19 protein-coding genes are annotated in these 19,181 nt (G+C 65.0%); 17 read left to right on the top strand and 2 right to left on the bottom strand.

From position 1 onward, the window contains the following. Window positions 1-7: 7 nt before the first annotated feature. The gene (locus tag PXK07_RS06370) at window positions 8-1,624 is read right to left on the bottom strand and encodes an acyl-CoA carboxylase subunit beta (RefSeq protein ID WP_274847367.1); all 1,617 of its coding nucleotides are present in this window, start codon (window positions 1,622-1,624) and stop codon (window positions 8-10) included. 18 nt (window positions 1,625-1,642) lie between these two features. Beyond that, window positions 1,643-3,439 carry an acyclic terpene utilization AtuA family protein gene (locus tag PXK07_RS06365; protein ID WP_274847366.1) on the bottom strand — a complete coding sequence of 599 codons (1,797 nt, stop codon included), beginning with the start codon at window positions 3,437-3,439 and terminating at the stop codon, window positions 1,643-1,645. Window positions 3,440-3,733: 294 nt separating this feature from the next. Between PXK07_RS06365 and pcaF the strand changes: the two genes are divergently transcribed. The 17 genes from pcaF to PXK07_RS06280 all read left to right on the top strand — a co-directional run bounded on the left by pcaF (window position 3,734) and on the right by PXK07_RS06280 (window position 19,041). Continuing rightward, window positions 3,734-4,936 carry a 3-oxoadipyl-CoA thiolase gene (gene pcaF / locus PXK07_RS06360; RefSeq protein WP_274847365.1) on the top strand — a complete coding sequence of 401 codons (1,203 nt, stop codon included), beginning with the start codon at window positions 3,734-3,736 and terminating at the stop codon, window positions 4,934-4,936. A gap of 15 nt (window positions 4,937-4,951) precedes the next feature. After that, the gene (paaA, locus tag PXK07_RS06355) at window positions 4,952-5,929 is read left to right on the top strand and encodes a 1,2-phenylacetyl-CoA epoxidase subunit PaaA (protein WP_274847364.1); all 978 of its coding nucleotides are present in this window, start codon (window positions 4,952-4,954) and stop codon (window positions 5,927-5,929) included. An 83-nt stretch (window positions 5,930-6,012) separates the two neighbouring features. After that, window positions 6,013-6,297, top strand: coding sequence for a 1,2-phenylacetyl-CoA epoxidase subunit PaaB (paaB, locus tag PXK07_RS06350; RefSeq protein WP_192965606.1), 285 nt, complete (start codon window positions 6,013-6,015; stop codon window positions 6,295-6,297). After that, window positions 6,297-7,058 (top strand): 1,2-phenylacetyl-CoA epoxidase subunit PaaC, encoded by a 762-nt coding sequence (paaC, locus tag PXK07_RS06345; protein WP_274847363.1) that lies wholly within the window; start codon window positions 6,297-6,299, stop codon window positions 7,056-7,058. Before paaB ends, paaC begins: the two co-directional genes overlap by 1 nt. A gap of 128 nt (window positions 7,059-7,186) precedes the next feature. Beyond that, on the top strand, window positions 7,187-7,660 hold the full coding sequence (paaD, locus tag PXK07_RS06340; protein ID WP_274847362.1) for a 1,2-phenylacetyl-CoA epoxidase subunit PaaD: 474 nt from the start codon (window positions 7,187-7,189) through the stop codon (window positions 7,658-7,660). Between the two features lie 10 nt (window positions 7,661-7,670). Next, window positions 7,671-8,744: a 1,2-phenylacetyl-CoA epoxidase subunit PaaE gene (gene paaE / locus PXK07_RS06335; protein WP_274847361.1), complete on the top strand. Its 1,074-nt coding sequence runs from the start codon at window positions 7,671-7,673 to the stop codon at window positions 8,742-8,744. A gap of 86 nt (window positions 8,745-8,830) precedes the next feature. Further along, the gene (locus PXK07_RS06330; RefSeq protein WP_274847360.1) at window positions 8,831-9,592 is read left to right on the top strand and encodes a Phenylacetic acid catabolic protein; all 762 of its coding nucleotides are present in this window, start codon (window positions 8,831-8,833) and stop codon (window positions 9,590-9,592) included. 303 nt (window positions 9,593-9,895) lie between these two features. Beyond that, complete coding sequence (locus PXK07_RS06325; protein WP_274847359.1) at window positions 9,896-10,759, top strand: branched-chain amino acid aminotransferase; 864 nt, start codon at window positions 9,896-9,898, stop codon at window positions 10,757-10,759. 5 nt (window positions 10,760-10,764) lie between these two features. Next, window positions 10,765-11,847: an AbrB family transcriptional regulator gene (locus PXK07_RS06320; RefSeq protein ID WP_274847358.1), complete on the top strand. Its 1,083-nt coding sequence runs from the start codon at window positions 10,765-10,767 to the stop codon at window positions 11,845-11,847. Between the two features lie 21 nt (window positions 11,848-11,868). Next, window positions 11,869-12,324 carry a universal stress protein gene (locus PXK07_RS06315; protein WP_274847357.1) on the top strand — a complete coding sequence of 152 codons (456 nt, stop codon included), beginning with the start codon at window positions 11,869-11,871 and terminating at the stop codon, window positions 12,322-12,324. Window positions 12,325-12,450: 126 nt separating this feature from the next. After that, a complete protein-coding gene (locus PXK07_RS06310) occupies window positions 12,451-13,014 on the top strand; it encodes a NifU family protein (protein ID WP_274847356.1) in 564 nt (187 codons plus the stop codon). Window positions 13,015-13,061: 47 nt separating this feature from the next. Then, the gene (gene tsaB / locus PXK07_RS06305) at window positions 13,062-13,658 is read left to right on the top strand and encodes a tRNA (adenosine(37)-N6)-threonylcarbamoyltransferase complex dimerization subunit type 1 TsaB (protein WP_274847355.1); all 597 of its coding nucleotides are present in this window, start codon (window positions 13,062-13,064) and stop codon (window positions 13,656-13,658) included. Continuing rightward, window positions 13,651-14,076, top strand: a complete 426-nt coding sequence (locus tag PXK07_RS06300) for a GNAT family N-acetyltransferase (RefSeq protein WP_274847354.1) — start codon at window positions 13,651-13,653, stop codon at window positions 14,074-14,076. Before tsaB ends, PXK07_RS06300 begins: the two co-directional genes overlap by 8 nt. Window positions 14,077-14,236: 160 nt before the next feature. Next, window positions 14,237-15,232, top strand: a complete 996-nt coding sequence (locus tag PXK07_RS06295) for a BMP family lipoprotein (RefSeq protein ID WP_274847353.1) — start codon at window positions 14,237-14,239, stop codon at window positions 15,230-15,232. 177 nt (window positions 15,233-15,409) lie between these two features. Further along, a complete protein-coding gene (locus PXK07_RS06290) occupies window positions 15,410-16,939 on the top strand; it encodes an ABC transporter ATP-binding protein (RefSeq protein ID WP_274847352.1) in 1,530 nt (509 codons plus the stop codon). Next, the gene (locus PXK07_RS06285) at window positions 16,940-18,034 is read left to right on the top strand and encodes an ABC transporter permease (protein ID WP_274847351.1); all 1,095 of its coding nucleotides are present in this window, start codon (window positions 16,940-16,942) and stop codon (window positions 18,032-18,034) included. Next, the gene (locus PXK07_RS06280) at window positions 18,034-19,041 is read left to right on the top strand and encodes an ABC transporter permease (protein WP_274847350.1); all 1,008 of its coding nucleotides are present in this window, start codon (window positions 18,034-18,036) and stop codon (window positions 19,039-19,041) included. Before PXK07_RS06285 ends, PXK07_RS06280 begins: the two co-directional genes overlap by 1 nt. Window positions 19,042-19,181: the final 140 nt, after the last annotated feature.

Here is a 19,181-nt window from a genome sequence, read left to right as displayed (position 1 = left end):
TCTCCCTTCACGCCCGCGCCACGCCAAAGGCGTTGGGCCGCAACTCGCGCCCCCGCCCTTCGGTACATGTGGCAAGGCAGAAGCCGATCACCCGGCGCGTGTCGCGCGGGTCGATCATTCCCATGTCGAGCATATGGCCCGAGGTATAAAAGGCATCCGACTGCCGGTCGAAATGCGCGGTGATCTTGGCCCGCTGGGCGGCAAGGCGCGCCTCATCCACCGGGAACCCCTTGCGCTCGGCGGTGCGGCGGGCGACCTGCTCCATGGTCAGCGCGGCCTGTTCCCCGCCCATCACGCCGGTCATCGCATTGGGCCAGGTGAACAGGAAATCGGCGCCAAAGGCATGACCGCACATGCCATAGTTCCCGGCCCCAAACGAAGCCCCCACATAGAGCGAGATCTTCGGCACCCGCAGGTTGGTCACCGCCTGGATCATCTTCGATCCATGCTTGATCATGCCGCCGCGCTCGTATTCGGTTCCGACCATATAGCCGGTGGTATTGTTCAGGAACACGACCGGCGTGCCCGCCTGATCCATCGCCTGCAGGAAATGGGTCGCCTTGGTGGCGCCATCGGGGTCGATGGGTCCGTTGTTGGCGAGGATCCCCACGGGCTGCCCCATGATCCGCGCCTGCAGACACAGCGTCGCCGGCCCGTAGCCCGGTTTGAAGTCCAAGAGATCCGAGCCATCGACGATCCGCGCCGCGACCTCGCGCATGTCATAGGGTTTGCGGTAATCGACCGGCACCACGCCGGCCAGTTCATCGGGGTCATAGGCAGGTGGCGCATAGTCCGGCCGCGCCACGGCTCCAGAGGCCCAGCCGAGCCCCGCCACCACCTCGCGGGCGATCTCGATCCCGTGGGCGTCATCCTCGGCCAGGTATTCCACCAGTCCGGTCACCTCGGCATGCATTTCGGCGCCGCCAAGGTCGGCATCGCGCGCCACCTCTCCGGTGGCGGCCTGCACCAGCGCCGCACCCGCCAGCATCGCCATGCCGTTGCCCTTGACCCCGATCACATAGTCCGACAGGCCGGGTTGATAGGCGCCGCCGGCGGTAGAGGCGCCGTGCAGCACCGTGATCACCGGGATCCCTGCCGCCGAGAGCCTTGCAAGCCCTGCGAACATGCCGCCACCATGGGCCCAGAGCTCCACCGTGTAGCGCATCAGATCGGCGCCGGCACTTTCCACCAGATGGATAAAGGGCAGCTTCTGGCGGTGCGCGATCTCAAGCGCCCCCAGCGCCTTGTCCACCGATTTACCGGTCATCGCTCCCGCATTGATGCCTGCATCATCGGCAAAGACCATGCAGCGCAGGCCCGAGACATAGCCAATCCCGGTGATGATCGACGCACCGGGAATGGATGTCTCCGGGTCCGGGTCATCCACCAGATAGGACGCCATGTTGTAGAGTTCGACAAAGGGCATGCCCGGATCCAAGAGCGCCGAGATCCGCTCCCGCGGGGAGAGCTGACCGCGCTTGTCGAACACAGGCCGCCGCTCATCGGACTTTGCCGCCGCGCGGGCCTCAAGATCGCGCATGCGCTCGACCAGCGCCAGCATATCGGCGCGGTTCTGTTGATAGGCATCGCTGGCCGGGCTGATCCGGCTTTGAAAGACTGTCATGTCACGGCTCCGTCTCTCTTATTCATTGGCGTCACTGGCTTCCAGTAGTGCGGCATCCACCGGCACCGGGGCCGCCAGCAGCAGCTGGGCATATCCCTTGGCCTGCGGATCATTGCGCAACGATGATGTGCCGCCGCCGCCCAAGGCGCCGTGCAAGAGGATGTTCATCGAGGCACTGCCCGGCAGGTAGAAGCGTTCGATCCGGCCTTTGGTGAAATGACCAAAGACGCGGGCGAGGTGATCTTCATCCAGCGCGGCCCAGATCCAGGGCATGAAGTCGGGGTGCCGCGCGAGGATGCCGATATTGGCAATGTCGCCCTTGTCACCGCTACGCCCATAGGCGAGGCGTAGCAGCGGGACCTCTACCACGGCATTCGCGGTCGGTTTGATGGGCAAAGCGGGGCGCGGCGCGGGGGTTGGTGCCTGCGCGCCAGCAGACGGCACATCAACCACTCCGGCCTCGTCTTTCAGCGTCACCTTCACCTGATCCTTGGGTGTCAGGTAGGAAAACAGCGCCAGCACCGGGCTGGGCCGGGGCCGTGTCCCGGCAAAACCCGACAGGCCCGGCGGGGTGGCGAGACCCAATCCGGTTGCCTCTTTCATGAACAGGCCGACGGCGCGGGCATCCACGTGGCGCACGGCAATCTTGGCAGCGACCTCGCGCGCGGGCGGGCTTTGGCGCATCTGGCCGAACTGGCTTTCGGCGCCGATCAGCTCAACGCTCACGTCCGTAAAGTCCGGCGCGTTCATACGTTTCAGCTGCGCACGGGTCCGTGTCAGGGCCGCATCGGCAAAGGCCTGGGCCTTTTCCTCGGCCTCCAAGCCATAGAAGGTGAAGATATGCCCGGCGCGGTAGCCATCGCCATGGGTGAGGCAGGTCTTGTATTCTCCCGGCACGCCAAGCCCCTTGGCGCCTGCGACGTGCACCCGGTCAGGGCCACTCTGCTCCAGCGTCACGCCGGAAAAGTCGCAGATCACATCGGGCAAGATATAGGCCTGCGGATCGCCGATCTCATAGAGCATCTGCTCGCCCACGGTCCCGCGCGAGACCAGCCCGCCGGTGCCTGCGGGTTTCACCACATCGAAACTGCCATCGGCGTTGACCTCGGCGATGGGGTAGCCGATCTCCGCCAGCCCCTCCACCACGTCGCGCCAGTCGGTATAGTTTCCGCCCGTCGCCTGCGGTCCGCATTCGAGGATATGCCCCGCCAGCGATCCGCCCGCGAGCTGGTCCAGATCCCGCGCCGTCCAGCCGAAGTGGTGGATGCAGGCGCCAAGGGTGACGGCGCTGTCGACGCAGCGCCCGGTGATGACGATATCCGCGCCCCGGTCCAGGGCGGCGGCGATGGGAAAAGCGCCCAGATAGGCGTTGATGCTGGCGATCCTGTCCTTGGGCGGAAAGGGCGCGCCCGAGAACATCTCGACCGGCGCCTTGGCGGCAATCTCATCCGCCTGCCCTGCCAGATCGTCGCCTTCGATCACCGCAACCTTCAGCGACAAGCCTTGCCGGGCGATCTCTGCCCGCAGCGCCTCGGCGCAAGCGCCGGGGTTGACCCCGCCCGCGTTGGAGATGATGCGCACGCCTTGCGCGGCGATCGCGGCCAGATTGGGCGCCATGGCGCCGCTGACAAAGTCACTGGCATAGCCAGCGGCAGGGTCCTTGGCGCGGGCGCGGGCCAGGATCGCCATGGTGATCTCGGCCAGGTAGTCATAGACGATAAAGTCCAGCCCGCCCGCCGCCAAAAGCTGCGGCGTTGCAAGGGCGGCATCCCCCCAAAAGCCACTGGCACCGCCAATACGAAAGGCCTTCGCCATGTCCCCTCCCTCGCCTCGATGTCCATCGCCGGAGCCTCCCCGCCCCACAACAGACCGATCGTTCTGTTTCAGCCTGCCTGAAAGCACACCCGCGCCGCAACAGAAATTCGCGCCCAGCGCGTCTGGACGTTAAGTCACTCTCCGGCGAGCCAATAGGGATCGAGAGGCAATGCGTTACAAGATTCTCCATTAATAACTTTTCGCGTTACATTTTGCTTGCCGCGAATCGCTGCTTTAATGTACACCGACTACACGGTCGGCTAATTTTTGAGCCAAACAGGAGACGCGAACCCCATGGATGCATTCATCTGCGATGCCACCCGGACCCCGATTGGCCGCTACGGCGGCGCCCTTAGCCAAGTCCGCACCGACGATCTGGCGGCAGCGCCGATTGCCGCACTGGTCGCGCGCAATCCCGATGTGGACTGGGCCAGCATTGACGATGTGATCTTTGGCGACGCCAACCAGGCCGGCGAAAGCAACCGCAACGTGGCCCGCATGGCGGCCCTCTTGGCAGGTCTGCCGGTGGATGTGCCCGGCACCACCGTCAACCGTCTGTGTGCATCCGGCATGGATGCGGTGGGCATGGCCAGCCGCGGGATCCGGTCGGGCGATTATGACATGGCCATCGCAGGCGGCGTCGAAAGCATGAGCCGCGCGCCCTTCGTGATGCCGAAGGCAACCAGCGCCTTCACCCGCGCCAATGCGGTCTATGACACCACCATCGGCTGGCGCTTCGTGAACAAGAAGATGCACGAGATGTACGGCACGGATTCGATGCCGCAGACCGCCGACAACGTCGCCGAGGACTATGATATCTCCCGCGAAGATCAGGACGCCTTCGCGGCCCGCAGCCAGGCCCGCTGGGCCGCCGCCCATGCGGCAGGTGTCTTTGCCGAGGAAATAACCCCCGTCACCATCCCCCAGCGCAAGGGTGATCCGCTGGTCGTGGACACCGACGAACACCCCCGCCCCGGCACCGATGCCGCAAAGCTGGCCAAGCTGAAGGGCGTCAACGGCCCCGACAAGACGGTGACAGCGGGCAACGCTTCGGGCGTCAACGATGGTGCTGCCGCCATCCTGATGGCGAATGAGACCGCCGCCGCCAAGAACGGCTTGACCCCCATGGCCCGTATCGTCGGCATGGCCGCCGCCGGGGTCGAACCCCGCGTGATGGGCATCGGCCCGGTGCCCGCGACGCAAAAGGTCCTGGCCCGTACCGGCCTCACCATCGACCAGATGGATGTGATCGAGTTGAACGAGGCCTTTGCCTCGCAGGGGATTGCCACCCTGCGCGCCCTTGGCGTGGCGGATGATGCCCCCCATGTGAACCCCAATGGCGGTGCCATCGCCATCGGTCACCCGCTTGGCATGTCCGGCGCCCGCCTGGTGCTGACAGCCGCCTATCAACTGCAACGCACCGGCGGGCGCTACGCGCTCTGCACCATGTGCGTTGGTGTCGGACAGGGCGCCGCCCTGATCCTGGAACGTGTGTAAAGGAGGAGACGCGCCATGTATGCTCAGATGGTGAAATCCGAGGCGACGAATGACGACCCGGAGAAACTCGCGGCCTTTCAGGAACGCATCGACCGCGGCGAGAAGATCGAGCCGAAGGACTGGATGCCCGAGGGCTACCGCAAGACGCTGATCCGCCAGATCGGCCAGCACGCGCATTCCGAAATCGTCGGCCAGCTGCCCGAGGGCAACTGGATCACCCGCGCGCCGACGCTGGAGCGCAAGGCGATCCTGCTGGCCAAGGTGCAGGATGAGGCGGGCCATGGCCTGTACCTTTACTGCGCGGCGGAAACCATGGGCGTGTCCCGCGACGAGCTGACCGAAATGCTGCTGGATGGCCGCATGAAGTATTCCTCGATCTTCAACTACCCGACCCTGAACTGGGCCGATATCGGCGCGGTGGGCTGGCTGGTTGACGGTGCTGCGATCATGAACCAGGTGCCGCTGCAGCGGACCTCGTTTGGCCCCTACAGCCGCGCCATGATCCGCATCTGCAAGGAAGAGAGCTTCCACCAGCGCCAGGGCTATGACGCCATCCGCAAGATGGCCGAAGGCACGCCCGAGCAGAAGAAGATGGCGCAGGATGCCGTGAACCGTCTCTGGTTCCCGTCGCTGATGATGTTCGGCCCCTCGGATAAGGACTCCACCCATTCGGAACAGTCGATGAAGTGGAAGATCAAGATCAACACCAATGACGAGCTACGTCAGAAGTTTGTCGATCAGACCGTGCCGCAGATCGAATTCTTAGGGCTAGACCTGCCCGATCCGGGCATCAAGTGGAACGAGGAACGCGGCCACTACGATTACACCGATCCCGACTGGTCGGAATTCTTCGACGTGATCAAAGGAAACGGCCCCTGCAACGTGGACCGTCTGGCGGCGCGCAACAAGGCCTGGGACGATGGTGCCTGGGTCCGCGACGGTCTGCTGGCCCATGCCCAGAAAAAGGCCGCGCGCAAACACGCCGCCGAATAAGCGATCCAAGCCTTACCCGCCCCCTGCCCGCGCCTGAAACGTGACGCGCGGCAGGGCGGCCCCTCAGCCAGGAGGAACACCCCATGAAAAACGAATGGCCCCTTTGGGAAATCTTCATCCGCGGTCAGCACGGCATGAGCCACCGCCACGTCGGCTCGCTGCATGCGCCGGACGCCGAAATGGCGATCAAGAACGCCCGCGACGTCTACACCCGCCGCAACGAAGGCGTGTCGATCTGGGTGGTGGAAGCCAACCACATCGCGGCCTCCTCGCCCGGTGACAAGGGCCCGCTCTATGAACCCTCTGAATCCAAGGTCTACCGTCACCCGACCTTTTTTGACATCCCCGAAGAAGTGGGGGCGATGTAATGACCCGTGATGAGGCGTTTACCCAGTTCCTTTTGCGGATGGGCGACAACACCCTGATCCTGGGCCACCGCGTCAGCGAATGGTGCGGCCATGCCCCGGTTCTGGAGGAAGACATCGCGCTGGCGAATACCGCGCTGGATCTCATTGGCCAGACCCAGATGTGGCTTGGCCTTGCGGGCGAAGTGCAGGGTGAGGGCAAGAGCGCGGATGATATCGCCTTCCTGCGCGACGTCTGGGATTTCCGCAATCTGCTGCTGGTCGAGGTGCCGAACGGCGACTTTGGCCGCACCCTGATGCGCCAGTGCCTGTTTGATGCCTGGCACTCGATCCAGCTGGGCCACCTGATGAAATCCAGCGACGAGCGTGTCGCCGCGATTGCCGCCAAGGCCAGCAAGGAAGTTGCCTATCACCTGGAACGCTCGGCCGACACGGTCGTCGGTCTGGGCGATGGCACCGAGGAAAGCCACCGCCGCATGCAGGAGGCGCTGGACTACCTCTGGCCCTATGTGGGCGAGATGTTCCAGTCCGATGATGTGGACGCCGAGATGGTCAAGGCGGGCATCGCGCCCGATCCGGCCAGCTTGCGTGCCGACTTCGATGCGCTGATCGGCCGGATCCTGACCGAGGCAACGCTGACCATCCCGGACAGCGCCTTCGGTCACAAGGGCGGTCGCACCGGCAAGATGCACACCGAGCACCTGGGCCACCTGCTGACGCAGATGCAGTGGCTGCAGCGCGCCTATCCCGGCGCCAAGTGGTAACAACACGCACCGGGGGCGCAGGCCCCATTGGTTGGGGCTAAGGCCCCGGCCATCGCGGCGAACGGGCCTTGCCCGGCCAGTTGTGCTGCCGGGCCAGAACATCCGGCCGAGAACATGAGGACATCCACATGAGCCAAACTGTTGACAAGCCAAGCGTGGAACAGATCTGGGAATGGCTGGACGCCGTGCCCGACCCGGAGATCCCGGTGATCTCCCTGGTGGATCTCGGCATCATCCGTGATGTCGCCTGGGATGGCGACACGCTGGAAGTGGCCGTCACCCCGACCTACTCGGGCTGCCCGGCGACCTCGGTGATCAACATGGATATCGAGACCGCCCTGCGCGATCACGGGCTGGACAATATCCGCCTCAAGACCCAGATCGCGCCGCCCTGGACCACCGACTGGCTGTCCGACAAGGGCCGCGCCAAGCTGGAAGAATACGGGATCGCCCCGCCGCAACCTGCGGGCGGCCCCGAGAAATGCCCGCATTGCGGCAGCAAGAACGTCACATTGGTCAGCCAGTTCGGCTCGACCCCGTGCAAGGCACACTGGCGCTGCCAGGACTGCCTCGAACCCTTTGATTATTTCAAGTGCATCTGAGGAGATCTCCATGGCGCGCTTCCACGATCTAGAAGTCACCGATGTCCGCAAGACGATCCGCGATGCGGTTGTCGTCTCCCTGAAGCCCGTCAATGGCGCGGCGGCGGAATTCGATTTCACCCAGGGCCAGTACCTGACCTTCCGCCGCGATTTCGACGGCGAGGAGCTGCGCCGCAGCTACTCGATCTGCGCCGGAAAGGACGAGGGCATCCTGCAGGTGGGCATCAAACGCGTCGATGGCGGCGCCTTCTCCACCTGGGCCAATACCGAGCTGAAAGCCGGTGACACCCTGCAGGCGATGCCGCCGATGGGGACCTTCTTCACGCCGCTGGATGCAGGGGCCGAGAAATCCTACCTCGGCTTTGCCGGTGGGTCGGGCATCACCCCGGTGCTGTCGATCCTGAAGACCACCCTGGCGGCGGAGCCGAACTCCACCTTCACGCTGGTCTACGCCAACAAGGGCGTGAACACGATCATGTTCCGCGAGGAGCTGGAGGATCTGAAGAACCTCTACATGGGCCGCTTCAACGTGATCCACATCCTGGAAAGCGACGCCCAGGAGATCGATCTGTTCACCGGCCTGGTGACCGAAGAGAAATGCGCCCAGCTGTTCGAACACTGGATCGACATCCAGAACGTGGACACCGCCTTCATCTGCGGGCCGGAACCGATGATGCTGGGCATCGCCGCCGCCCTGCGCACCGCGGGCCTTGCGGATGATCAGATCAAGTTCGAGCTGTTCGCCAGCGCCCAGCCGGGGCGCGCGAAACGCAAGGTGAGCGCCGCGGATGCCGCCAGCGGCGCCAACCAGACCTCTGCCGCGATCACCCTGGACGGCGCGACCCAGACCATCCAGATGGACAAGGACACGACCCTTCTGGATGCCGCCCTGGAGAACGCCATGGATGCACCCTATGCCTGCAAGGCCGGGGTCTGCTCCACCTGCCGCTGCAAGGTGCTGGAGGGCGAGGTCGAGATGGTCACCAACCACGCGCTGGAAGATTACGAGGTCGAAAAGGGCTACGTGCTGTCCTGCCAGGCCTATCCGGTCACCGACAAGGTGGTCGTGGACTACGATCAGTAACAGATGTCACGGCGCGCCCTTCGGGGCGCGTCTTTGCTTTCAAAGGTCCGTCGATTGTGCCCGGACCGATCCGAGGGAGGACCCCCATGGCCGAGGACATGAGCCTTGCGAGCTATCTTGCCCAGGGTGGCAAGCTCACCAACCCATCCAACGTGCCGCCGCGCTATCGTGCCGAGCTGCTCAAATTGATGGCCACCTTCGTGGACAGCGAATTGGCCGGGGCGGCCGGTTTTGCCGATATCATCAACGAAGGCCCCGGCATCAAGGCGCGTATCGCCGCCGCCAAGATCGTGCTGGAAAAGACCGCCAATGCCGAGAAGGTGCTGCAGATCATGGGGGACTTCGGCGCCGACACAGAGGCCTACGCCGATCATCACCCCTGGACCGCACGGCTGGAACGCGACGCCGACATCGGCCAGAGCCGCAGCAAGCACGACATGCGCCTGGCGGTGTTCAACTACCCGCTGGAGGGCTGGACCGACGCGGTGGTGATGAACCTGCTGATGGGCCGCGCCGTGGTGGTGCAGCTGGCGGAACTCTCGCGGGTGTCCTACCAGCCCCTGGCCGAGGCCTTTCGCGCGATCCTCCCGGTCGAGATCCGTCACGCGGAACTGGCCGGAGAAGGGCTGACGCGGCTGGTGAGCCATGGCGAGGGTCCGCAGGCCCAGGAAGCGGTCGAGTACTGGTGGCCCCGGGTGGCAGCCTCTTTCGGGGCGGACAATTCTCAGAAGTTCGACGGCCTGGCGGCCATGGGCCTGCGTCATATCGCAAACGCCGACCTGCGCGGCCAATGGGCCAAGGACGCAGGCGCGATCCTGACCCAGCTGGATCTGAAACCGGGCAGCTGATCCCGGAGGTCCGCAGCGCACCGGGCGGCTCCCGCCCGGGCTTGGGCGCATCAAAGATGCCCCGCACCCCGTTGGGCCCAGCGCGCCTTGCGGCGCGCATCCGCCTGTTGCCAGCCCCCGTTGCGTTGTTTCGCGCGCGAAACAGCCTATCGAATCCTTTCGCTCCCGCGCGCCTGAATGGCAACGCCCCAAGGGACAAGCGCAGGGGCCAATGTGCAAAAGAGCGCGCTTGCGGCACTGGACCTTGCCGGAAGAGGCTCCTAGGGTCCGAGGCAAGCAAGACAGATCGAAAGGCTCCGACCCATGGCAATTGGCAGCACCATCCACACCTATTTCAACGGTCAGTGGCACGCGGGCGACGTGCCGATCATGACGGCCGCCGATCACGCCGCCTGGCTGGGATCCTCGGTCTTTGACGGGGCGCGGCTGTTCGAAGGAATGACCCCCGATCTGGATCTCCATTGCGCGCGGGCCAATGCCTCGGCCACGGCGCTGATGATGAAGCCCACGGTCACTGCGGACGACATGGTGGAGATCGCCCGCGAGGGGCTGAAGCGCTTCACCCCCGGCGCGGCCGTCTATATCCGCCCGATGTACTGGGCCACCGAGGGCGACGCGACGATGCTTGCGCCAGAGCCCGAGAGCACCAAGTTCGCGCTCTGCCTGGAAGAGATCGCCATGGCCCCGGCCGAGGCCAGCGCCACCCTGACCCGCACCCAATTCCGCCGCCCGGTGCTGGAGAGCGCCGTGGTCAACGCCAAGGCCGGCTGCCTTTATCCCAACAATGGTCGCATGCTGCGCGAGGCGCGTGCCAAGGGGTTCACCAACGCACTGGTGCAGGATGCCATGGGCAATGTGGCCGAAACCGCAACCGCCAATGTCTTCATGGTGCGCGATGGCGAGGTCTTCACCCCCATTGCCAATGGCACCTTCCTGGCCGGGATCACCCGCGCCCGCCACATCAAGAACCTCAAGGCAGACGGCGTAACGGTGCATGAGACCGTGCTGACCTTCAAGGATTTCGAGGAGGCCGACGAGGTCTTCATGTCCGGCAACATGAGCAAGGTCACCCCGGTCACCGCATTCGACGACCGCCAGTACCAGATCGGCCCCATGGCCCGCCGGGTGCGCGAGATGTACTGGGACTGGTCCGCCAGCCATGGATGAAACGCTTGGGTAAGGGGCACCAAAGCCTGCTGACCCTGGCCGTCGGCGGGCTCGGCGCCCTGGTCGCCTCGCTTCTTCACATGCCCATGGCGCTGCTGGCCGGCCCGGCCATCGCGGTATCTGTGGCCGGTCTGTGGGGCGGCCCGATGGATATTGCGCCCCGGATCCGGAATGCGGCCTTCCTGGTGATGGGGATCAGCATCGGATCCATGGTCAGCCCCGAAAGCATCGCGGCCATGATGCGCTGGCCGGTGGCCTTTGGCTTGCTGGCGGCGGTGACCATCCTCACGCCCTTTGCGGGGCGCAGCCTGGTGCCGCGCCTGCTGCCCTTTGACCGGCACGAATCCTTTCTGGCCGCCGCGCCCGGCCATCTGGGGCTGGTCATTGCCCTGGCCGACAGCCTGTCGCTGTCGCTGTCGCGCCCGATCATCCTCGCCTCGATCCGGCTGATGACCCTGACCTTGCTGGTGCCGCTGGGCGCCACCCTGGCCGGTATGGAGGTGGGCTTTGGCCTGCCGGGCGGCAACGCGGTCACCCCCTGGGGTTGGATCGCCCTGCAGCTGGCCGCGGCGCTGGCGCTGTCTCCGGTGCTGGCGCGGCTGAAACTTCCCGCCCCGACGCTGTTTGCAGGCATTTCCGTGGCCGCCACGGCCCACCTGGGCGGCTGGACGGGCGGCAGCCTGCCGGATTGGACGGCACAGGGCGCCCTGGTGCTGATGGGCAGCCTGATTGGCACGCGCTTCAGCGGCATGGCCTGGGGAGAGCTGCGCGACAGCCTGCTGGCCGGCGGCGTGATCGTGCTGTTGACCTGTGGTCTGGCGGGCGCTCTGGCCCTGCCTGCCGCCTACCTGTCAGGACTGCCGCTGCTGGATGTGCTGCTGGGGTTTTCCCCGGGCGGGCTGGAAACCATGATCATTCTGGGCGCGGCCCTGGGCGCCGATCCGGCCTTCGTGGCGGCGGCGCATCTGTTCCGGCTTCTGGTGCTGGCCCTGGTGCTGATGCTGTACGCAAGCCTCGTGGCGCGCAGCGCCCGCAAGCACGGCGATGGACAGGGGGATGGACAGGGGCCGGTCCCTCGGGCAGATTGATCGCGATTGTGGAGGGTATAGATGCGCAAATTCCTGGTTGTGCTTGATGACAGTCGCGAATGCCTGAACGCCATGCGCTTTGCCGCCATGCGCGCGGCCAGCACCGGTGGCGGCGTTGCAATCCTCTCTGTCATTCCGCCTGACGAGTTCAACCATTGGATCGGCGTCGGCGAGGTCATGCGCGAAGAGGCGCGCGAACGCATCCACGCCCATTTCGAGGTTTTCGCCAAATGGATGCGCGACCGGCAGGGTGTGGACCCCGATCTAATCATCCGCGAAGGCGATCCCGTCCCCGAAATCCTGGCCCAGATCGAGGCGGATCCCGAAATCGGCGTCCTGGTGCTGGGCGCAGGCACCGACCGCAAGGGACCGGGGCCGCTGGTCAACCAGCTCAGCAAAACCTCGGGCAGCCTGCCCGTGCCGATCACCATCGTGCCGGGTGATCTGTCCAAGGACCGGCTGGAAGCGATCACCTGACCGCTGGCCGGGTGCGGGCCGCAGCAGGCGATCTTCCCCGATGCCCGGCGCAATTTAGAACCATTCCAAACCTTGACTTATCGGCGCCTCGCGCGCATATCTGCCAAAGACAAACGGAGGCCTCAGATGTTCATTCAGACCGAATCCACGCCGAACCCGGCGACGCTGAAATTCCTTCCGGGGCAGACCGTTCTGGAGGCAGGCACCGCTGATTTCGCCACCGCCGAAGCGGCCGAGGCCTCGCCGCTGGCCTCCCGCATCTTTGCGGTAAAGGGCGTGAACGGTGTCTTCTTCGGCAATGACTTCGTGACCGTGACCAAGGCGGACGACGTGGAGTGGGATCACATCAAGCCCGGCATCCTGGGCGCGGTGATGGAGCATTACCAGTCCGGCCAGCCGGTGATCAACGCGGGCGGCGAACAGGCCTCGGGCCATGCCGAACACACCGGCGAAGACGGTGAAGTGGTGAGCCAGATCAAGGAGCTGCTGGACAGCCGCGTGCGCCCTGCCGTGGCACAGGACGGCGGCGACATCACCTTCCACGGGTTCGAACGTGGCGTGGTTTACCTGCATATGCAAGGCGCCTGCGCGGGCTGCCCCTCCTCGACGCTGACCCTGAAGATGGGCATCGAGAACCTGCTGCGCCACTACATCCCGGAAGTGACCGAGGTGCGCCCCGTCGCCGTATAAGCGACCACAGCGGCTGTCGCTGTTTGAGCGACTTGAAAGGACGAAAGATGACCGCCGAACCGCTGGTTCTGGGATTTGACACATCGGCCGCGCATTGCGCGGCCGCTTTGCTGCGGGGCGACACCCTTGTGGCAGAGGCGCTGGAGCCGATGACGCGCGGCCAGGCCGAACGTCTGATGCCGCTGCTGGAAGAGGTGCTGGCGGTCGGCGGCGCGACCTGGGACGATCTGGATGCCATCGGCGTGGGCGTCGGCCCCGGTAATTTCACCGGTATCCGCATCGCGGTGTCCGCCGCGCGTGGCCTGGCGCTGGGGCTGGAAATTCCGGTGGTTGGCGTCGATGGGTTCGAGGCCCGCGCCGAGACAGGCAGCCTGGCTGCAATCCCTGCCCCGCGCGATCAGGTCTATGCCGCCCTACCGGGCGAAGCACCGCGTCTGATGCCCCGGCAGGAGGCCGAAGATGCCGCGCGCGGTGCCGGGCTCACCTTCGCGCCCGAGGCCAGCCCCGCAGGACTGGCCGCAATGATTGCGCGCATCGCCACCCAGCGCAAAGACGATGTGACAGCGCCTCCTGCCCCCCTGTATCTGAGGGCGGCCGATGCGGCCCCGTCCCGCGATGTGCCACCTGCGCTGATCGATGGCTAGCGCCCCCACCCCGGATGATATGGCCGCGACCCACAGGGTGGCCTTTACCCAATCCCGCCCCTGGAGCACCGGGGAATTCACCGCGCTCCTGGACAGCCCGCTGACATTTGCCATCGGAGACGCGCACTGTTTCGCACTGGTGCGCGTGATCGCCGATGAAGCGGAACTGCTGACCATCGCCACCCACCCCGATCACCAGCGACAGGGTCTGGCCCGGCAGGTGATGAAGGATTGGCAAGCACAAGCCCGGACCCGCGGCGCAGATCAGGCCTTTCTGGAAGTCGCTGCCGACAACACCCCGGCGCAGGCCCTTTACCAGAGCAGCGGATTCGCGACCTGCGGCACAAGGCCCGGCTATTACCCCCGCTCGGGCGCCGCGCCTGTCGATGCCGTGCTCATGAAACGCAGCTTACGCTAGGCCACCCACGCGATTTCCCACCAAAGGGTCAAAAAGCGGTTGACCCTGTCCCAAAGCTGCAGGCTAAATTGTCGCACCTAGAACCTGTGCCCGGACACTCTATTTTACCGGGTGGCCGGACACCGGCTGTAACAATTAATAACGACTTGGGAGTATCCACATGAGCCTGATGAAATCCCTGATGGGCGCATCGGCCGCGCTTGCCCTGACCGCTGGCGCCGCATTGGCGGAACCTGCGCTGATCTTTGACCTTGGCGGCAAGTTCGACAAATCCTTCAACGAGGCGGCCTTCAATGGTGCCAAACGCTGGTCCGAGGAAACCGGCAACAGCTTCCGCGAGATCGAGCTGCAGTCCGAAGCCCAGCGCGAGCAGGCGCTGCGCCGCTTTGCCGAGGCCGGCTCCAACCCGATCGTGATGGCCGGCTTTGCCTTTGCCGACGCGCTGGGTCAGGTGGCAGCCGATTACCCGGACACCAAGTTCACCATCATCGACATGGTTGTCGACCAGCCCAACGTGCGCTCGGTCGTCTTCAACGAGCATGAAGGCTCCTACCTGGTGGGCATGATGGCGGCAGAGGCGTCGAAATCCGGCACCGTCGGCTTCATCGGCGGCATGGACATTCCGCTCATCCGCAAATTCGCCTGCGGCTATGCCCAGGGCGTGCTGGCGGCCAACCCCGACGCCAAGGTCATCGCCAATATGACCGGCACCACCCCGGCGGCCTGGAACGACCCGGTGAAGGGCTCCGAGCTGACCAAGGCGCAGATCAGCCAGGGCGCTGACGTGGTCTATGCCGCGGCGGGCGGCACCGGTGTGGGCGTTCTGCAGACGGCGGCGGATGAGGACATCCTGTCGATCGGCGTGGACAGCAACCAGAACCACCTGCATCCGGGCAAGGTCCTGACCTCGATGATGAAACGCGTGGACAATGCCGTCTACAGCGCCTTCACCGACGGTCCCGACATGGAAACCGGTTTCTCGGTCATGGGTCTGGCCAATGGCGGCGTCGGCTATGCGCTGGACGACAACAACGCGCCGCTGGTCTCGGACGAGATGAAAGCCATGGTGGATGCGGCTGCGGCCAAGATCGCCTCGGGCGAGCTGAAAGTGCATGACTACATGTCCGACGACAGCTGCCCGGCCCTGTCGTTCTGATCGGCACAGGCCCCGGCCCAGCATGCAGCGTTGGACCGGGGTTCGCTTTGCCCGGAGGCGGCCCGCAATCGCTGCCTCCGGGTTTGCTTTATCCGCCCTGACCGGCAGCAGAGGCTGCCGATACCGTGGAGGCGCTGGCCTACGAGGCTGCATCCACGAGACAGTTGAGGAGCCAGAATGACGGCACCAGCGATTGAACTGAAAGGCATCTCCAAGGCCTTTGGCCCGGTCCAGGCAAACAAGGACATCTCCATCAGCGTCGCCCCCGGCACGATCCACGGGATCATCGGTGAAAACGGCGCGGGCAAATCCACGCTGATGAGCATTCTTTACGGATTTTACAAGGCCGACAGCGGCGAGATCTGGATCAACGGACAACGGACCGAGATCCCCGACAGCCAGGCCGCCATTGCCGCCGGGATCGGCATGGTGTTCCAGCATTTCAAGCTGGTTGAGAATTTCACCGTGCTGGAAAACATCGTTCTGGGCGCCGAGGACAGTGGCCTCCTGACGCCCTCGCTGCGCCGCGCCCGCAAGGAGCTGAAGGCGCTGGAGGAGGAATACGAGCTTTTCGTGGACCCTGACAAGCGTATCGACGAGATCGGCGTCGGCATGCAGCAGCGGGTCGAGATCCTGAAGGCGCTGTACCGCAAGGCCGAGATCCTGATCCTGGACGAGCCCACCGGCGTTCTGACCCCGGCGGAGGCCGACCAGCTGTTCCGCATCCTCGACCGGCTGCGCGCCGAAGGAAAGACCATCATCCTGATCACCCACAAGCTGCGCGAGATCATGGAGGCAACCGATACGGTGAGCGTCATGCGCAGGGGCGAGATGACCGCGACCGTCAAGACCTCCGAGACCAACCCCGAGCATCTGGCCGAGCTGATGGTGGGCCGAAAGGTGCTGTTGCGCGTCGACAAGGTCCCCGCCCAGCCCGGCAAGCCGATTTTGGAAGTCGAGAACCTGCGCGTGGTTGATGAGGCAGGCGTTGAGCGCGTCAAGGGCATCGACCTCAACGTGCGCGCCGGAGAGATCCTCGGCATCGCTGGGGTTGCAGGCAACGGCCAGTCGGAACTCTTGGAAGTGTTGGGCGGCATGCGCCCCGGCACCGGAACGGTCCGCCTGAATGGCCAGCCCCTGCCCCTGACGGGTGCCGGATCGGACGGGCGCGCGCGCCGCGATGCCCATGTGGCCCATGTGCCCGAGGACCGCCAGCGCGAAGGGCTGATCATGGACTTCCACGCCTGGGAAAACGTCGCCTTCGGCTATCACCACGCGCCGGAATACCAGCGCGGTCTGTTGATGGATAACGCGGCCCTGCGCGCCGACACAGCTGCCAAGATGGAGAAATTCGACGTCCGCCCGCCCGATCCCTGGCTGGCGGCGAAGAATTTCTCGGGCGGCAACCAGCAAAAGATCGTCGTCGCCCGCGAGATCGAGCGCAATCCCGACCTCTTGCTGGTCGGCCAGCCCACCCGTGGTGTGGACATTGGCGCCATCGAATTCATTCACAAGCAGATCGTGGCCTTACGCGATCAGGGCAAGGCGATCCTGCTGGTCTCGGTCGAGCTGGAAGAGATCCTGTCGCTCTCGGACCGGGTCGCGGTGATGTTTGACGGCATGATCATGGGCGAACGCGCAGCCAATGAGACCGATGAAAAGGAACTGGGCCTGTTGATGGCCGGTGTCGCGGGGGAGGCCGCGTAGATGGACAAGATGCCGAAATGGGCCGATGTGGTCCTGATCCCGCTGATCAGCCTGGTGCTGGCGGCGATCCTCTCTGCCCTGGTGATCCTCGCCATTGGCGAAGACCCGGTTGCTGCGGTCAAGATGATGGTGACCGGTGCCTTGGGCTCCACCTATGGCTGGGGCTATACGCTGTATTATGCGACGAATTTCCTGTTCACGGGGCTTGCCGTGGCAGTGGCCTTCCATGCCCGGATGTTCAACATCGGCGGTGAAGGTCAGGCCATGCTCGGCGGGCTTGGCGTCGCCCTTGTCTGCCTCTACATCCCCTGGCCGCACTGGTCGATCGCCCTGATCTTTGCCGCCCTGGGTGCCGCCCTGTTCGGGGCTGCCTGGGCCGCCATCCCGGCCTATCTGCAGGCCAAGCGCGGCAGCCATATCGTGATCACCACCATCATGTTCAACTTCATCGCCGCCGCGGTGCTGAACTACGTGCTGGTTAATGTGCTGAAACCCGCAGGTGCCATGGATCCGGCCACCGCGCGGTTTGTCGAAACGGTACACCTGCCCAGCCTGCACGAGCTGCTCGCGCCCTTCGGGATCAATTTCTCGAAATCCGCACCGGCCAACGTCAGCCTGCTGGTCGCCGTCGCCGCCTGTTTCGCCGTCTGGCTGCTGATCTGGCGCACGCGGCTGGGCTATGAGATCCGCGCCTATGGTCATTCGGAATCGGGTGCGCTCTATGCCGGGATCTCTCCGGTGAAGATCACCATGATCGCCATGCTGATCTCCGGGGGTCTTGCCGGCATGATGGCGATCAACAATGTCATGGGAGAGGCCGAGCGCCTGGTGCTCAATTCCACCGAGGGCGCCGGCTTCATCGGTATCGCCGTCGCCCTGATGGGCCGCAGCCACCCCTTTGGCGTCTTCCTTGCCGCGATCCTGTTCGGGTTCCTCTATCAGGGCGGCGCGGAACTGGCGCTCTGGACCTCGATCCCGCGCGAATTGATCGTGGTGATCCAGGCCTTGGTGATCCTCTTTACCGGCGCGCTCGACAATATGGTGCGGATGCCGCTTGAAAAACTCTTCCTTGCGGCACGGAAGGAGAAAGCCTGATGGAGTTCCTGACCATCATCCAGGTGCTGGACAGCACCATCCGTCTGGCGACGCCCTTGCTGCTGGCCTGCCTTGCCGGGCTATACTCGGAACGCGCGGGCATCTTCGACATCGGGCTTGAGGGCAAGATGCTGATGGCGGCCTTCTTCTCGGCCGCCGTGGCCGCGCTGACGGGCAATGTCTGGCTCGGTCTGCTGTCGGGTATCGTCTCCTCGCTGGTACTGGCGGGGTTGCATGGGCTGGCCTCGATCACCTTCCGCGGCAACCAGCTGATCTCGGGCGTGGCCATCAATTTCCTCGCGGCAGGCATGACCGTGCTGATCGCCCAGGACTGGTTCCAGCAGGGCGGGCGCACGCCCTCGCTCTTGGCCGAAGGGCGCTTTGGCGGGATCGAGCTGCCCTTTGCGATCGGTCCCAGCGATGCCGAGGCTTCGGGCCGCCCCCTGTCCGAGCTGATTGCCGAGGCAGGCATGATCCAGCAGATCTATTCCGAGCTGCTCTCGGGCCATTCGATCCTGGTCTATGCCGCCTTCCTTTGCGTGCCACTCACCTGGTGGGTGCTGTTTCGCACCCGGTTCGGCCTGCGCCTGCGTGCGGTGGGGGAAAACCCGGCCGCTGTGGACACTGCCGGTGTTTCGGTCGTGGGTCTGCGCTTTGCCGCCGTGGCGATCTGCGGGTTGTTGTGCGGCATCGCAGGCGCCTACCTGGCAACTGCCCTGCAGGCGGGCTTCGTCAAGGACATGACCGCAGGGCGCGGCTTCATCGCGCTGGCCGCGCTGATCTTTGCCAAATGGCGCCCCTGGCACGCGATGGGCGCCTGCCTGTTGTTCGGTCTGTTGCAGGCGGTGGCGCTGCGGTTTCAGAACATCGAACTGGGCAGCGTGACCATCCCGGTGCAGATGATGGACGCCCTGCCCTATATCCTGACCGTGGTGATCCTGGCCGGTTTCGTCGGCAAGGCGATCCCGCCGCGCGCCGGCGGCGAGCCTTACGTGAAAGAGCGCTAAGGCCTTCCGGCCCTGTCCACTCCACGCAACCGCCCGGCGCCAAACCGGGCGGTTTTTCCATGGGTGCTGCCGCGCTGCGCGTCAGCGCAGCGCCAGGGCCACCTGCGGGCGCGGGAGCCTTGCCCTTTCGCGCTCCCTCA

It is taken from the genome of Phaeobacter sp. QD34_24 (genome assembly GCF_028890115.1).
In the GTDB taxonomy this organism is placed as follows: domain Bacteria; phylum Pseudomonadota; class Alphaproteobacteria; order Rhodobacterales; family Rhodobacteraceae; genus Phycobacter.
Note: the sequence above shows the minus strand (reverse complement) of the source record. Positions and strands in the feature narration are given on the sequence as shown.

Bases quoted from the DNA above. Each gene is read 5' to 3' on its own strand.
- PXK07_RS06370 (WP_274847367.1), bottom strand. From the start codon at position 1,624: ATGACAGTCTTTCAAAGCCGGATCAGCCCGGCCAGCGATGCCTATCAA.
- PXK07_RS06365 (WP_274847366.1), bottom strand. From the start codon at position 3,439: ATGGCGAAGGCCTTTCGTATTGGCGGTGCCAGTGGCTTTTGGGGGGAT.
- pcaF (WP_274847365.1), top strand. From the start codon at position 3,734: ATGGATGCATTCATCTGCGATGCCACCCGGACCCCGATTGGCCGCTAC.
- paaA (WP_274847364.1), top strand. From the start codon at position 4,952: ATGTATGCTCAGATGGTGAAATCCGAGGCGACGAATGACGACCCGGAG.
- paaB (WP_192965606.1), top strand. From the start codon at position 6,013: ATGAAAAACGAATGGCCCCTTTGGGAAATCTTCATCCGCGGTCAGCAC.
- paaC (WP_274847363.1), top strand. From the start codon at position 6,297: ATGACCCGTGATGAGGCGTTTACCCAGTTCCTTTTGCGGATGGGCGAC.
- paaD (WP_274847362.1), top strand. From the start codon at position 7,187: ATGAGCCAAACTGTTGACAAGCCAAGCGTGGAACAGATCTGGGAATGG.
- paaE (WP_274847361.1), top strand. From the start codon at position 7,671: ATGGCGCGCTTCCACGATCTAGAAGTCACCGATGTCCGCAAGACGATC.
- PXK07_RS06330 (WP_274847360.1), top strand. From the start codon at position 8,831: ATGGCCGAGGACATGAGCCTTGCGAGCTATCTTGCCCAGGGTGGCAAG.
- PXK07_RS06325 (WP_274847359.1), top strand. From the start codon at position 9,896: ATGGCAATTGGCAGCACCATCCACACCTATTTCAACGGTCAGTGGCAC.
- PXK07_RS06315 (WP_274847357.1), top strand. From the start codon at position 11,869: ATGCGCAAATTCCTGGTTGTGCTTGATGACAGTCGCGAATGCCTGAAC.
- PXK07_RS06310 (WP_274847356.1), top strand. From the start codon at position 12,451: ATGTTCATTCAGACCGAATCCACGCCGAACCCGGCGACGCTGAAATTC.
- tsaB (WP_274847355.1), top strand. From the start codon at position 13,062: ATGACCGCCGAACCGCTGGTTCTGGGATTTGACACATCGGCCGCGCAT.
- PXK07_RS06300 (WP_274847354.1), top strand. From the start codon at position 13,651: ATGGCTAGCGCCCCCACCCCGGATGATATGGCCGCGACCCACAGGGTG.
- PXK07_RS06295 (WP_274847353.1), top strand. From the start codon at position 14,237: ATGAGCCTGATGAAATCCCTGATGGGCGCATCGGCCGCGCTTGCCCTG.
- PXK07_RS06290 (WP_274847352.1), top strand. From the start codon at position 15,410: ATGACGGCACCAGCGATTGAACTGAAAGGCATCTCCAAGGCCTTTGGC.
- PXK07_RS06285 (WP_274847351.1), top strand. From the start codon at position 16,940: ATGGACAAGATGCCGAAATGGGCCGATGTGGTCCTGATCCCGCTGATC.
- PXK07_RS06280 (WP_274847350.1), top strand. From the start codon at position 18,034: ATGGAGTTCCTGACCATCATCCAGGTGCTGGACAGCACCATCCGTCTG.